General features: G+C 50.5%; 13 protein-coding genes. 4 read left to right on the forward strand and 9 right to left on the reverse strand.

Annotated features, from left to right (window positions below; all coding sequences use genetic code 11):
* The first annotated feature begins 122 nt into the window (after positions 1-122).
* From AR333_RS00210 to AR333_RS00220, 3 genes are all read left to right on the forward strand, one after another.
* Entirely contained in the window at positions 123-1433 is a 1311-nt protein-coding gene (locus AR333_RS00210) for a DUF1800 family protein (protein ID WP_068773353.1), read from the forward strand.
* Between the two features lie 15 nt (positions 1434-1448).
* The gene (locus AR333_RS00215) at positions 1449-2675 is read left to right on the forward strand and encodes a DUF1501 domain-containing protein (RefSeq protein ID WP_068773354.1); all 1227 of its coding nucleotides are present in this window, start codon (positions 1449-1451) and stop codon (positions 2673-2675) included.
* Positions 2676-2847: 172 nt separating this feature from the next.
* Entirely contained in the window at positions 2848-3396 is a 549-nt protein-coding gene (locus AR333_RS00220) for a hypothetical protein (RefSeq protein WP_068773355.1), read from the forward strand.
* A 130-nt stretch (positions 3397-3526) separates the two neighbouring features.
* Here the strand turns inward: AR333_RS00220 and AR333_RS24080 are convergent, their stop codons facing one another.
* Positions 3527-3622 (reverse strand): sporulation protein YjcZ, encoded by a 96-nt coding sequence (locus AR333_RS24080; protein WP_084783409.1) that lies wholly within the window; start codon positions 3620-3622, stop codon positions 3527-3529.
* Positions 3623-3821: 199 nt separating this feature from the next.
* On the opposite strand from AR333_RS24080, the gene AR333_RS00225 reads away from it, so the two are divergent.
* Complete coding sequence (locus AR333_RS00225) at positions 3822-4628, forward strand: YheC/YheD family protein (RefSeq protein ID WP_084783554.1); 807 nt, start codon at positions 3822-3824, stop codon at positions 4626-4628.
* Between the two features lie 215 nt (positions 4629-4843).
* Here AR333_RS00225 and AR333_RS00230 read toward each other — a convergent pair whose 3' ends face one another.
* The 8 genes from AR333_RS00230 to AR333_RS00265 form a co-directional block, all read right to left on the reverse strand.
* Positions 4844-5926, reverse strand: a complete 1083-nt coding sequence (locus AR333_RS00230) for a YheC/YheD family protein (RefSeq protein WP_068773356.1) — start codon at positions 5924-5926, stop codon at positions 4844-4846.
* Between the two features lie 195 nt (positions 5927-6121).
* Positions 6122-6886: an SH3 domain-containing C40 family peptidase gene (locus tag AR333_RS00235; RefSeq protein WP_068773357.1), complete on the reverse strand. Its 765-nt coding sequence runs from the start codon at positions 6884-6886 to the stop codon at positions 6122-6124.
* Positions 6887-6910: 24 nt separating this feature from the next.
* Entirely contained in the window at positions 6911-7435 is a 525-nt protein-coding gene (locus AR333_RS00240) for a C40 family peptidase (RefSeq protein ID WP_068773358.1), read from the reverse strand.
* Positions 7436-7652: 217 nt separating this feature from the next.
* A complete protein-coding gene (locus tag AR333_RS00245; protein ID WP_068773359.1) occupies positions 7653-8999 on the reverse strand; it encodes a YheC/YheD family protein in 1347 nt (448 codons plus the stop codon).
* Between the two features lie 82 nt (positions 9000-9081).
* Complete coding sequence (locus AR333_RS00250; RefSeq protein WP_068773360.1) at positions 9082-9282, reverse strand: CLC_0170 family protein; 201 nt, start codon at positions 9280-9282, stop codon at positions 9082-9084.
* 11 nt (positions 9283-9293) lie between these two features.
* Positions 9294-10520 (reverse strand): Ger(x)C family spore germination protein, encoded by a 1227-nt coding sequence (locus AR333_RS00255; RefSeq protein WP_068773361.1) that lies wholly within the window; start codon positions 10518-10520, stop codon positions 9294-9296.
* A complete protein-coding gene (locus tag AR333_RS00260) occupies positions 10501-11610 on the reverse strand; it encodes an endospore germination permease (protein WP_068773362.1) in 1110 nt (369 codons plus the stop codon). The genes AR333_RS00255 and AR333_RS00260 overlap by 20 nt, the downstream gene beginning before the upstream one ends.
* Positions 11607-13271 carry a spore germination protein gene (locus AR333_RS00265; RefSeq protein ID WP_068773363.1) on the reverse strand — a complete coding sequence of 555 codons (1665 nt, stop codon included), beginning with the start codon at positions 13269-13271 and terminating at the stop codon, positions 11607-11609. The genes AR333_RS00260 and AR333_RS00265 overlap by 4 nt, the downstream gene beginning before the upstream one ends.
* Between the last annotated feature and the right edge of the window lie 419 nt (positions 13272-13690).

The following is a 13690-nucleotide window of genomic DNA, read 5'->3' on the forward strand; positions in this document are numbered from 1 at the left end:
AAACAGTTTCCAAATGTTTCGGGAGTTTTTGTTTTCTTAACACAGGCTTAGCATGTTCCTGAAGTCTATGTCATATTTTGGTTGTATGATAGAAGGAATGAAGGAGTAAGGTGGTGCCACACATGAAAGATTGGACCGAGAAGGAAGTGCTTCACCTATTGGGGAGAACGTCCTTTTCTGCTGTCCCGTCAGAAGTTCAAGAATGTTTGAAACTGGGAAAGGAAGAATCGGTCCGAAGGCTGACTTCCGGAATTCCTTTAATAGATGGTTCACAGGATGTACTGCCATTCGGACAGGTAAAAGCGGACGACAAACCGCTTATCGAGAAGGGGCTTGGGGATCAGCAAACCTACTGGCTTTACCGGATGATCGCGTCTCCGACTCCATTGGTCGAGAAAATGACCTTGTTCTGGCATAGTCATTTTGCCACGTCTTATTACAAAGTAAGCGACATGATGCTGATGGTGCGGCAAAATGAGCTTCTGCGCAAGCATGCGCTGGGCAGCTTCCGCTCGCTGCTCGATGCGATCCGGCAGGACCCGGCTATGATGCTGTATCTGGACGTCTCCACGAACCGCAAAGGGTCTCCGAATGAGAATTATGCCCGTGAGATGATGGAGCTTTTTACACTCGGAATCGGCAATTACAAAGAGGAAGATGTGAAGGAAGCGGCGCGGGCCCTCACTGGCTGGAGCTACGACCGCAAAACGGATAAAGTACAGTTTGTCGACAAGCAGCATGACGAAGGCGGCAAAGTGCTGCTGGGAGAGAGCGGCAAATTCAATGCCGAAGATACTGTGATTATTCTGATGAGGCAGACGGCTCTGCCGAAGTTCATCGCCTCGAAGCTTCTGACATACTTCGGTACGGAGAATCCTCCGGAAGCATGGATCGATAAGGTGGCGCGGAACATCAAGAAATTAAATACGATCGGGGATGTTCTCTACGAACTGCTGATCTCCGATGAGTTCTATGACCCGGCGTACCGGATGACGCTGGTCAAAACTCCCGCGGAATACGTGGCTGGCGCTATGCGCTCGCTGGATATTCCGCTGACGGCAGCCATGCGGGCCTCCATGGGCCTGATGGGCATGGATCTGTACGCCCCGCCGGATATATCCGGCTGGAAGGGCGGAGCATCCTGGCTGTCCACCAACCGCCTGCTTGCCCGCTATCAATTCGCGGACAAAGTGTCCAAGCGGGTTACGGACAGCCAAATCCAGGCGATGTCGCCCGCAGAATCAGGAGCGGGCGGTGAGACTTATGTCGAGCGCTGGAGCCGCAGCGTCGGCATTCCAAGTCTTGGCCGCAACACGGCGGCTGTATTGTCGCGGTATGCGTCCGAAACCATCGTAGCCTCCAAGAAACCGGCAGGGGGCAAAAGAAGTCTGCTTCAGCTTCTGCTCATTAGTCCGGAAGCACAGATGAAGTAACCGGAGGGTGAGAAAATGAATCTGACACGAAGAGAGTTTCTGATTAAAGGGACGGCGTTGGTCGCGGCGCTCGGGCTTGGCGGACCGCTGCTCTATGCGGACAGCAGGAAGCTGCTTACGCCGGGGCCGTCCCGCGATACGGGAAAGGCACTGGTCGTCGTGCAGCTGTCAGGCGGCAGCGACGGGCTTAATACGCTGATTCCCTATGGCATCGGTGCTTATCATGACGCAAGGCCGACTCTTAAGCTCAAGCAGCATGAAGTGTTTGAGATCAATGGACAGCTGGGGCTGCACCCGAGCCTTAGCGAGCTGAATGAGCTGTACAAACGGGGCAAGCTGGCGATTGTTCAAGGCGTGGGATATCCGAAGCAGGATTATTCGCATTTCAGATCCATGGAGATCTGGCATACGGCGGAGCCGGAGAAGCGGATAACCAATGGCTGGGTAGCCCGGTATGCCGCCGCTTCGCTGGACGCCGGCAATCCGCTTCGGGCGGTACAGCTCGGTAAAACACAGTGCAGGGCGCTGATGCATGACTCTTTGTCGCTTCCATTGGTATCGACAATTGATTCTTACAAAATTTTTACGAACAAAACATCCGATCCCGACCGGAACCGTCTGAATAAGGCTTTCCTGGATATGTACGATCCGGGCAAGCAGATTACGCCGCTGCGCGTTATTTGCAGCAGCGGGATGGAAGCCTACCGCAGTGTGGAGGCCGTGCAGGCACTGGCTCCCCGTTATCAGGAAGGGGTGATTTATCCGGATACGGCTTTTGCCAGGGAACTGCAATTGGCTGTGAGATTGCTGGCGTCGGGTTCGGATACGCGCGTGTTCTATACGCAGGTCGGGCCTTTCGACGACCATGCCCATGAGAAAGCGAATCACGGCAAAATGCTGCGGACCGTAGACGCGGCTCTGGGAGCCTTCTACCGTGACCTGGAGGCTCACGGGCTTCAGGATAATGTTATGATGATGGCATTCTCGGAGTTTGGCCGCAGGGTCAAGGAGAATGGCAGTGGAGGTACGGATCATGGAACGGCCGGGCCTGTCTTCCTGTTGGGAGGGAGTGTCAGCGGGGGGCTGTACGGGGCTTATCCGAGTCTTACGAAGCTGATTAAGGGCGACCTTGAATCTCAGGTGGATTTTCGTTCGATCTATTACACGATTGTGGAGGATTGGCTTCAAGGCGATGCCAGGAGCACGTTGGGCCGGGCATACGAGAAGCTGTCGTTTATTTAGTGACCAAGAAGGCCAGTCCATGACGGAATGGCCTTTTTTTGTTCTACCCTGCGTTCAATGTACGGTCTTATAATGGAGATGAGAAGACTTTGTTGTCAGCAATTTATTTGAAGTGACAGCCTTGCATTAGACTAAATTGTCTAATATTCGCTATTAAAAGGGGGAGATAAAGTTGAAAAAGTATATTCTGTTATGCTTATTCTTAATCACTGCGGCAGGCTGTTCCCAGCCTTCTCCTCCGTACTCTTATGCGGCGCTTGATGTTTCGAAAGTCTATACATCGTTTGAAGAGATCGCCCAAGCTTCTCCAATCATCGCCGAAGTAAAGATAACGGATAATCAAGAAACCATTCATCACCTCAATGCGGATTTTGCCAAAACACAGATAGAAATCGTTACAGTCTTTAAGGGGAAACAGCAACTGGAGCGCACCCGCCTTAGTCTGTCAGAGCTTGCGGCACTGAATATTACCAAAGACACTCACAAAGGGAACTATGTGCTTTTTTTGCGGCCTTATGAAGGGCCGGTCGCTCAAGATGCTTACACGATCGCCGGCGTATACCAAGGCAAGTTTAAAGTAGCCGACAATCATCAACTCATGTATGATGCAGAAAAATACGATGGGGTTAACACCTTTCAAAAAGAGTTTGTAAAAACAATGAAAACGGATAAGCTGGGCGCAAAAATTGAAGCTTCCGCCTCCACCGGGAATTTGGAATGAATGAAGTGGATTTTTATCCACTATGCTCAACGTTTTCTTGCTGAGCCAGTAAGGCTGCTGCCACCAACAAAAAAAGGCCAATCCCCGAAGGGATGGCCTTCTTTTTGTTTAAAGCTTCATGCGCGCCGGATTAGTACAAGAAAGCGCGGCTGATGATTACCAGAAGGATGAAGAGAACCAGAATGGCACCAGTGCTTGTGAAACCGCCGTATCCAACTCCTGACATTTCGCATGACCTCCTTCGTAATGGAGTACACGATATCCTATGCGCAGAGTTACGGGTTGGTCTGGGTGGGCGCGCCTAATCTGCTGAGGAAGGGATGCACGTTTTGCCCGATGCTGCCGTACACTATACAAGAGATGAAGCTTCGGCTGCGCCGGCTTCCACGGCAGCTGCTGCGCCTGGAGAACATGGGAGGATGACCATGGATTCACAGAATGTTCTGCCTAACAACAAGCTGGGTAAAACCCAATATCTTAACCGGCATCCGGAGCTAAAGAAGTTTCTTCCCGATTCCGCTTCGGAATCCAAAGAGCACATCCGGGATTGGCTGAAGAGATACAATGTGGTGTATGTCAAACCGAATAACGGGACCGGGGGCCGGGGGATTCTGCGCGTAGATATTCTGTCCAAAGGCAAATACCGCTATCAGATCGGCAAGCGCAAGAAGGTGTTTGACAGCTACGAGGATATGTATCGTTCCATGTTCCCGTATTTAAAAGAACGGAAGCATCTCGTTCAGCGCGGAATCCGGCTTCTAACCAGCAAAGGACGCCCGTTCGACATTCGGATTATGGTTCAGAAGAACTTTGACGGGGATTGGGAAAACACCGGAATCATCGGGAGAGTCGCTCATCCGGACAAAATCGTAACGAATTATCACAGCGGGGGAACACCTACTCCTGTCCCGCGTCTTCTTAACGATTATTTGGACCCGGATCAGGTGGAGGAATACGTGAAAAAATTGAACAAACTTGGATTAGAGATCGCGGAATACATGCATACGGGCTATCCGAAGGTAACTGCATTCGGTGTGGATATCGCGATCGATAAGGATCTAAAGCCATGGATTCTGGAAGTGAATACAAGGCCTGATCCCTTTATTTTCAAGAAACTCGAAGATAAAACGGTTTTCCGCAAAATATGGCGCTACATCCGGGCCAATCACTCACCGCTCCCCGTATATAAAGGTAAAAAGAAGCTCCGTAAACTTTCTTACGGCAAGGCATAGGGGGCGGGTGGGCTTCTCCGAGTAAATACAACAGAAAGAATGGTTCTAGTAAGGCACAAGAAGGCAACTTCCTGTGTCTTTTCGTCATCTCTGGTTAGGCCTGTCATAAGCCGCCTTGCAGCGGTTCAGCGGTTACCGGATCAAGAAGTAGATGCTGTATACATATAAAAAAACCTTTAATGCCGCGGCATTAAAGGCGTATGAAGATCACCAGACTATTCTTTCTCGCTCTCTTCCTTCAAGTGCATCGCGTATTGAATAGGGCGGCGGATCGCTTTGGCATACAGATCGCTGCGCCCCATTTTCTTGAACAGTTCCCGGCCCGGCTTAGGGTTCACTTCAATGAGCCAGACGCGGCCGCGTGTATCGATTCCGATATCGAGGCCGAATTCGAGCATGCTGCCATACTGCTTCTCAATGGCCGATACGATCCCGTGAGCAAGCTCGCGGCACTCGGCTACGATTTCTTCCGTTTTTTTGACGCCGAACCGTTTGTGCAGAACATCCGCCACACTGGCCGCTCTGCCGCCGCCGTGAAGGTTGGAAGTCGGATTGTTCACGCCTCCGATCCTCATGCCTTCACCGGTCACTTCCCAGTTTCCGCTATCATTCTTCTGGATCAGGAGCCTCATGTCAGATACGTGACCCGGAATCAGTTCTAGGTCCAATCCCTGTTGGATCATGAAGCTGCCCTTACGGATTCTTTCCTGCTGTACCCACCGGTTGAGCCAGCTGCCAAGCGATGAGATATCCTTGAAAAGCAGATTCCGCCTGCCGTATCCTCTCGTACGCCCAAGCAGCCGGTACCCGTCTTTTGTTTTGGAAACTTTTACGATACTTTTGCCTCCGGTCCCGTTACCCGGCTTAATATAAAGGATCGTATGTTTTTTGAACATTCGTGTCAGGTTGTCTAGGCTGTAATCCACGGTAGCAGGAATCCATTTTATAAGACTCTCGTTATTGGTAAAAAGCCGGGTTGCGCTCATTTTATTCGTAAACGTGTTGTTGGCATATATAAAATGCTTTTGTTTGCGGAACTCGCGATATCCGTCTTGAGCCGTTCTGCAGCGGTCAATCACCACATCGGGCCAAGGAAATGTCCGGTGAGTCCAGCCGCCTTTCTCAGATGGTACGTAGCCCCGCACCTGCTTTTTATCCGGGAACGCATCTTTATGCGAGAAGATAAACACAGTGGCACCTAATTTCTGGCCTTCCTTTACTAGTGAGCGGAAGTACCCCGGTTCTTTGAAGGAATGCCCCTCCCTCCAAGTGAGGATGCCGATTACGGGCTTTGCCATAACAACTACCATTCCCTTCCCTTAGACTGTAATATCATATGGTCCCTTGGGGAAGATGGTGTGGCTATCCCGCACCCAAAAGCGGTGTACTTGCCCTATAGGGTGACTGTACGCAGCTCTTCTAATTCTTGCTTCCTCGCTTGCATCAAAAAAAATCCGGGAGCTTATCTCCCGGATTTAAGACAATTATGCGCTTTATTTAAGAACACGCGCCGCAGCGACAAAATGCTTCTGCTGCCAGCTTGCATTCATATCACCAATGACAACATCATCCTTAGGGTTAACATTGTGAATAAACTTGCCATTGCCCATATAGAGGCCTACATGTCCGATTTTTTGAACCTTATCGGTGTATTTGTATGTAGCATTGGTGGAGAAGAACACGAGATCTCCTTTGCGGAGTTCGCTTTTACTAATTGGAGTCGCGGCCTTGTATTGGGACCTTGCTCCCCATTTGAGGTTGATGCCTTCCTTGGCAAACACATATTTGGTGAAGGAAGAGCAGTCAAACAACAGTTTGTTCGTATCGTTCTTACCGTACTGATACTGTACTTTGCCTTCCAGACTCTTGGCAAAAGCAATAATGTTATCGGCTTTTTTGGCTAACGTAATATTAGAGGATGACGAACCGCCGGATTCCGGTTTCGTGGCGGTACCGCCGCTAACCTTTTTCATGTAAAGGGTAGAGATGTAACCGGTCTGTCCCTTGTAATTGACTTTGACGTAGTATCTGTTTGTTTCTTCCAGAAGTTTCAGCTCCGTACCTTTTGGAACGGTGCCGTAAATTTTACCTTTTCCGGAAACAGGTTCCTGTTTTAAGTAAGGGGTCCCGGTGGTAATAATAGTGGATGTAGTACTTGATTTAACTGCGGGAGCCGTCTCTGCAAAGGCGGCTCCTGCTACAGAATAACTGCTGCCTAGTACGGCAAGACTTAGTACTAGTTTAGATAGACGCTTCATTCGATTATCATCTCCTGGTGTAAATTACTTGATGACTCTTACCGCTGTCACGTAGTGCTTGTCCCACCAGCCGGAACCCATGTTGCTGTATTTCACGCCTCCCTCACCGAAAGTGTGCAGGACTTTATTATTACCGGCATAAATACCGACGTGACCAATACGTTTAATTGAGTTCTTCGAATATTTTAGCGTAGCTGTCGTAGAGAAGAAGACCAGATCGCCTCTTTTAAGCTGGCTGCGTTTAATCGGCTTGCCGTTCTCATATTGACCGCGTGCTCCGCGTGCCAGTTTGATTCCGTTCTTTTGGTATACGAACTGTACCAGTGAGGAGCAGTCGAATGAGCTGGTGTTTCCTGTTTTCGCTCCCAATTTGTAAGGTCTGCCCATATAATTATCGGCCAGATCAATAATCTTGTTGGCTTTGTTTGCAAAAGCAGCATTGGAGATCGCGGCCTCTGTTTGTGTAGGTAGAGCAGTTAATCCACCCGAGAGGGCTATTGTGGCGCTCAGACTTGCGATGATGAGTTTCTTTCCTAGTTGTAGTTTCATGTCTTGTACCTCCATCTCGTTGATGTTTCCCAGTATAGCATAGGCGAGGATGGAGTTTTTTGGATAAAAAAACGCAAACCCAGGCGAGTACTGGGTTTGCGCGCTTTAATTAGAAAACAATTAGAATTGGCGGAAAGCGTGATGTGCAGCCGATGAATAGGCTTCCATAGGCGATTTTCTTCGATTATCTCTTCTTATCTTTAATTTTCGACTGAAGTTAAGTTTGGGCGGCCAAATACTTGGAATACCGGATTACCCTGCGGACAGACGGGCGGATTTTGCCTCCACTGCTGTCCAGCGGGGTATTGTCGTTCTTGGAGGGCTTGGAGTTGACCTCCAGCAGCCACACTCTTCCGCTCGTATCCACGGCGAGATCGACACCCAGTTCGCCGAACAAAGAAGGGATATTCGTCTGGATGCCGGCAGCGACAGCTACGGCAGCCTTGCGGATTTGATCGGAGATTTTCTTGAGGTCCGCCGCCGGAAGCGAGGTGCGGGCGAGTGTTTCCTTGACCGTACCCAGTGATCCTCCGCGGGCGAGATTGGACACGAAGTGATTGGCCCCGGCAATACGGGCGACCACGGAGGTTACGGCCCATTCTCCTTTTTGATCCTTTTGCACGAGGGCCCGGAAATCAACGGGACGTCCGCCCACATGAATGAGCGCAAGCCCCTGCTGAATCTGGTAGCGGCTTGTTTTGAGTTTGCCCAGTTGGGCGCTGAACAGCTTGGATAAGCTCCGGTACACTTTCCGGTTCGTACCGTTGACCGTAGGAATCTCACAGCTGTACGTTTTATCTCCAAGCTCTGTGATGCGGAGAATACCTTTGCCGAGGCTGCCTAGAACGGGTTTAAGGAACACAACCGGGTATTTATTGCACATATTCTGAAGCATGGCATAGTTTTTGAAAGGATGAGATTCCGGCAGGAAGCTTTTGCAGGCCTCGTCATTTTTGAGGGCTTGAAATACTTCGGTTTTGTTCAAATATTTCTCGTTAAAGACTTTGGACCCGTGTGCGGACTTTGCTTCGCGAAAAAATTGCTGGACCTTCGGGCGCGCTTCCAGTACCCGGGAAGTCAGCCGGTTGTAAATGACCGAAGGGACCGGAAACGTCCCCCGCTTCCAAGAGCCATCCGAGTATTGCCACCCGCTTACCTGGGAGCTGCCAGGCGTAATGCCTTCTACCGTGAAGATGAAAACACGCGCGTTCTGCTGCCTGCTTGCTTCATCAAGTTCCTGGCAGAAGGCCGTGATCGCGCCGAACAGTCCCTTGGACGAATCCGGGTATACGTTTTTGATCAGCACGCCGATCAAGGGATTCGTCTTCGGAACTTTGGCGCCACGGATTGTGGCGGTGTCATCTTCAGGTCCGGACAATGCCGGCTGACTAGCGGAGTCCGCTATAGAGGGCCCGTTTACCTCTAGAGGGAGATCCTTTTGTGATCCCGGACAGACGCGGTCCGAGGGATTTTTACTGCGTGACGGACGCTCAGTTCCCCGGACCAGTCCTGCCGGGTGTGCAGATGCTTGCCGCGCTTGGCGGGACGGAACAAGTCTGGCCATAAACAAACCCCTTCTCCAAACGAATCTCCTGCAAGCATTTTATTAGAAGGGGACGCTTGTTGTGCCTGTACCTGTGAGGGAATTACCAGAAGTAATGGCGGAACAGGAAGTACATCAGGAAGATAAGCAGCCCCGCGAAGATCTCGAACCAGCCAAGCCGCCCCGCCCAGTTTTTTTCTTTGTCCCAGCCGCTTATTTCGTAAATACGCTTCTCTACCAAGAGCAGCCCGAGACCGGCAAGCAGGAAGAAGGAAGCCAGATAATGCAAATAGCCTAAATACATAGCTTCTCCTCCTATTTGTATTCCATTCCGGTACGGTTCAGGTGAACTTTGGTGCTGACTTCTATCGGCAAGGTGCGGTACGCCTGATGCCATTTCTCTTTCGTTTTGATGTGAGTGTTCCAGTAACCCGGTTCCTTCGCTCTGACATATTCCCCTAATCCGAAAATATCGGACTCCTTGGCCTGGGTTCTACGGATCAGGTTTTCAATAATACGTTTGGTTTCTTTGGCAACGCTTGATTCAATTTGGCCGATTGTCCGCTCCGTGATCTCAATATCTTCGTTATATTTTTCGCCAAGATCCTGCTCCAGATGCACCGTGATGAGAAAATGCGGCTGCCCGTCCTTCATGTTCACCTGAATTCTGGATTTCCTCTCCGTCGTGTTCATCATGATAGGTCCTATACCCGGCACATTGACCAGAGGCGTATAGCCGCCCGGATTAATCTGCTTGACCGCCATGTACGCGCCGATTTCCAGAGGTTCCGTAGTTCCTACCATTTTATTGTTCCTGAAAAGAGCCATACCTCCGATCAGGATGTTTTCTTTCTGCCGGATGTCGACAAAAGGAAGATAGGCATCCTGTCCATGCTTGGACAATTTGCTCCAGAATTCACCGATGTAATCGGGAGGGAATTTGCCGAGCTTTACCGATTTCTCCAGCATAGACAAGACGTAGAGCGTCGGCACTCTTTCGAGTGGAGGTGCTACATTCAGGAACCGGGCAGCTTCTCCATTGGAGACGAGCAGCCACGTTCTTCTGCGGACCTCCGAATTGCGGCGGAAGTAGTCATTAAGATGTTCCATATGATCGCGGGCCACCTCTTCACTAATAACGATCACGCGGAGATGAATGAGATAAGTAGGATCCGCAATCTGCTGCTGCAGATTGTTCAGGGCGTCGTCGACGGTGTGCCCGTATACACGGACGACCCATACCGGCTTGTCTTTTCCTTGCCCGCCGCTACCGCCTTCGCTGGGCCCTAAGGGAATCCGTCCGGGAACCGCTATGGACGTGGTAACGCGGATCAATTTGCTGCCCGGTATCGGATTGGGGCTGGAATGATTGACGCGGTCGAGCTTGCTCTCCACCAGGGACTGATCGGTCAGGTCAATCGCCATTCCGAGAATAAGCGACCGGTCTTCAATCTCCAGGCGGTCCCAGCATCCAGCCAACACGAAGGGAAAAGAGAGGCAAACGGCTAGAAACAGAGGGAGCTTACACAGATTCGGTTTCAACCCGGCCTCCTCCTTTCTTGCGGATGTAAGCGACCACGAGCAGGATGCAAGGGTAGCCCACTAAGAGAAGCAGTCCTCCGGGAACCATAATGGAGGAGATTGTATACAACTGAAGCAAGTTTTGCGGCAGCATGCTGAACAGAAAAAAGAAAGGCAGCAGCAGAGTCGCGATCATTCTGTGGTCTTTCAGTCCAAGCTGTTCTTTCAGTGTCAGAACGATAAAGTAATAACCGCTGAGAAGGGAATTAAATACGGAGATAACCCACACGATGAGAAACGTAGCGTCCAGCCTCTCCAGGAATTCTCCCGGAATAATGGTTGCCCGACCTAACTCAAGTGTCGGCCACAGCAGCAGTTTGATTTCCTGCGGTCCGAATACACCGACTGATGCAATGACCAGCAGAAGATACAGCCCTCCGGATATACTTGTACTGATTATCCCGATCCGCATTGCGGTACGGGGATTCTCCATCCGGGGGATGATATAGGTATAAATAAGAACGTTGCGGAACAAAGCTGCTATGCCAAGTGAACCCATCCAGAATTTCATATCCGGCGTTCTCAGAACGGGCTGGAGATTAAGCCAATCTACATTGCCCAGCGAGAGTATAACGATGAATAGAGCAGGGAAGATAACAAACGGCATATAGAAGGAGTGGATGAGCGAGAAAGAATAGATATCTTTGCGTGCGGTAACGGCAACCAGGAGCAGCATCATCATAATAATGATCTCAAGGGGAGTCTGGCGGAGCACGAAGGTATTCATAACTTCCCCAAATTCGCGGAATGTGATAGCCGTCGTTACGATGAAATAAGCCGTAATCACGACAATGAACAGGCCCGACAGCCATTTGCCTATAATGGTTTTGCCGTAGACCACGGGAGATTGTCGGGGGAATCTTATCCCGAGCAAGCTCCAGGCCGTTACAATGAGTGCAGCCACAACGATTGCAACCAGGGTGACCAAAGGAGCGGAGTTTTCTCCGGCTAGTACGGCAACCCGCGGAAGCGGAAGAACGCCAATCCCGATCAAAGTCGTGACGAGGATGGAGCCTGCCTGCAGATTTGAGATTTGCGGATGGTTGTTCATGGCTTAGCCCCCTCTTGTTCTTCCGTCGCCTCCGGTATAGAGTCCCAGACAGATGAGTGAGAACGGAAATATTTGTCCGTCTGGTTCCGGCGGTTCCGGTTCATTGTCTGCAGATGATCGGGACGTTTCTTCATTCCCCATAGGGGTCCTCTTAAAAAAGTATCCTTCCATCCCTGAGCGTTAAAGGGCACCAGTGGAGCCAGATAAGGAATTCCGAACGAACGGATACTCAGCATATGATTAACAATCAGGATAACCCCCAGCATCACACCATAAAGCCCGAAGCTGCCTGCCAGAATGATCAGCGGAAACCGGAGCATGCGCAGGGCGATAGCGGCATTGTATGCAGGAGTGGCGAACGAACCTACTGTGGTTAAAGCGATGATCACAACGGTAATGGGGCTTGAGAAGCCCGCGGATACGGCAGCTTGCCCGATCACCAGGACCCCGACGATAGATAAGGCTCCGCCAATGAGCTGCGGCAGACGAATTGTTGCTTCGCGGAGGATTTCCATGGATACTTCCATGATCAGCACTTCAAGCATGGCCGGGAAAGGCACGCCCGCTCTTGCACCTGCTACAGCTACCGCGAAGTCGGTCGGAATCAGCTCCGGGTTGAAAGAGATGACTGAGACATAGAGAGCCGGAAACAGCAGGGAGAAGACTAAGGCGATAAGCCGGATAATGCGAATCATGCTGGCGATGAGGAAGCGCTCCGTATAATCGTCTACCGTCTGATAGAATTGGGTGAATACGGTGGGCGCGATCAAGGCGAAAGGAGAGCCGTCTACCATGATAACGACTCTTCCTTCAAGCAGGGCGGCGACGGTCTTGTCCGGACGTTCGGTATTCTGTATCTGCGGAAAAGGAGAGAGCGGATGATCCTCAATAAACTGCTCCAGAAATCCTGCATCCAAAATAGCATCCGTATCTATAGAAGAAAGACGTTTTTTGGTTTCGTGAATTAAGACAGGATTTGTAATGCCCTGTATGTAGCAGAAGGCCACCTCCGACTTCGTTAACCGCCCGATTTGCATCGCCTCTACACGGAAATCAGGGGTTTGCAGCCGGTAGCGGAGAAGGGACAAATTCGTCTCCAACTGTTCGATAAATCCTTCACGGGGGCCGCGGATGACCTGCTCGGTTTGCGGCTGCTCGATCGCGCGTTTCTGGATATGGCGGGTATCGGTCAGGAAATAATGGGAGATTCCTTCAACGAGCAGAATAGTCTGACCTCTCGTAAGGTTATCAACCAGCTGCTTAATTTCAGTAGAGGTCTTGATGTGACTGACTTGAATCACCTGATTAACAATATAGTCGGATAACTGCTCTCCGGTCTCGATATCGGGTGCAGGCCCGCCATCCTTGGAATGGGTCATCAAAGGTTTAAGGAGGTAGGAACGGATCACTTCCTGATCAGATAAAGAAGTCAAGAACACCAGAGAGGCAGGTGTGCTGTCAAATAACTGGAAATTACGGACGACAAGGTCCTCATTATTCTTCATTAATTCCTGAATGAGCCAGATATCATCGTCCAGAATGCCGCTTACTTCCCGGGGATGTCCGGACTCTTGCAAATATTCACTGGGGATGATCCCTCTACCGCTTGTACTTGTCTGGCTGCTGGCACCCGCCCCTGTTTTCTTCATCCATTTCCACATGGATTTCGCCTCCTCTCCCTCAGGGTCCGATCATTTCAATATACTCTGCTTAATATGGGTCAAATAGATCTGAATCATTCGTGAAAAAGGAAACGCCTGTCAGAAAACTGTCAGAAAGGTAGGCTCCTTTTTACTAGCATAAGCGGCTAGTTGGGAGCAAGATGCTGAGAGAAGGACGAAACTGCTGGCGGAAGAGGAACAAACTCTTATTCGGGATGCGGCCGTACTCCCTCTCTATTTCAGAACGACCCATTATATCGTTAAAGCGGATGTGAAGGGACTAGTGGTTCGTTCATTCGGTCCTGCTTGGGACGCACGCTGGGCTTCCGTTCTGGCTGAATAGCCGAGTACTTGCACCTATTACGGGGGTTGATTTTGCAAGGTTAGGTAACCCGGCGGAGATATGCGGTTTATGTACT

Origin of the sequence: Paenibacillus sp. FJAT-26967 (genome assembly GCF_001541095.1) — a bacterium.
Classification (GTDB): domain Bacteria; phylum Bacillota; class Bacilli; order Paenibacillales; family NBRC-103111; genus Paenibacillus_F.

Coding starts and splice junctions, on each gene's coding strand:
- AR333_RS24080 (WP_084783409.1), bottom strand. CDS start 3,622: ATGTCAGGAGTTGGATACGGCGGTTTCACAAGCACTGGTGCCATTCTG.
- AR333_RS00235 (WP_068773357.1), bottom strand. CDS start 6,886: ATGAAGCGTCTATCTAAACTAGTACTAAGTCTTGCCGTACTAGGCAGC.
- AR333_RS00240 (WP_068773358.1), bottom strand. CDS start 7,435: ATGAAACTACAACTAGGAAAGAAACTCATCATCGCAAGTCTGAGCGCC.
- AR333_RS00230 (WP_068773356.1), bottom strand. CDS start 5,926: ATGGCAAAGCCCGTAATCGGCATCCTCACTTGGAGGGAGGGGCATTCC.
- AR333_RS00215 (WP_068773354.1), top strand. CDS start 1,449: ATGAATCTGACACGAAGAGAGTTTCTGATTAAAGGGACGGCGTTGGTC.
- AR333_RS00260 (WP_068773362.1), bottom strand. CDS start 11,610: ATGAACAACCATCCGCAAATCTCAAATCTGCAGGCAGGCTCCATCCTC.
- AR333_RS00265 (WP_068773363.1), bottom strand. CDS start 13,271: ATGTGGAAATGGATGAAGAAAACAGGGGCGGGTGCCAGCAGCCAGACA.
- AR333_RS00250 (WP_068773360.1), bottom strand. CDS start 9,282: ATGTATTTAGGCTATTTGCATTATCTGGCTTCCTTCTTCCTGCTTGCC.
- AR333_RS00245 (WP_068773359.1), bottom strand. CDS start 8,999: ATGGCCAGACTTGTTCCGTCCCGCCAAGCGCGGCAAGCATCTGCACAC.
- AR333_RS00210 (WP_068773353.1), top strand. CDS start 123: ATGAAAGATTGGACCGAGAAGGAAGTGCTTCACCTATTGGGGAGAACG.
- AR333_RS00225 (WP_084783554.1), top strand. CDS start 3,822: ATGGATTCACAGAATGTTCTGCCTAACAACAAGCTGGGTAAAACCCAA.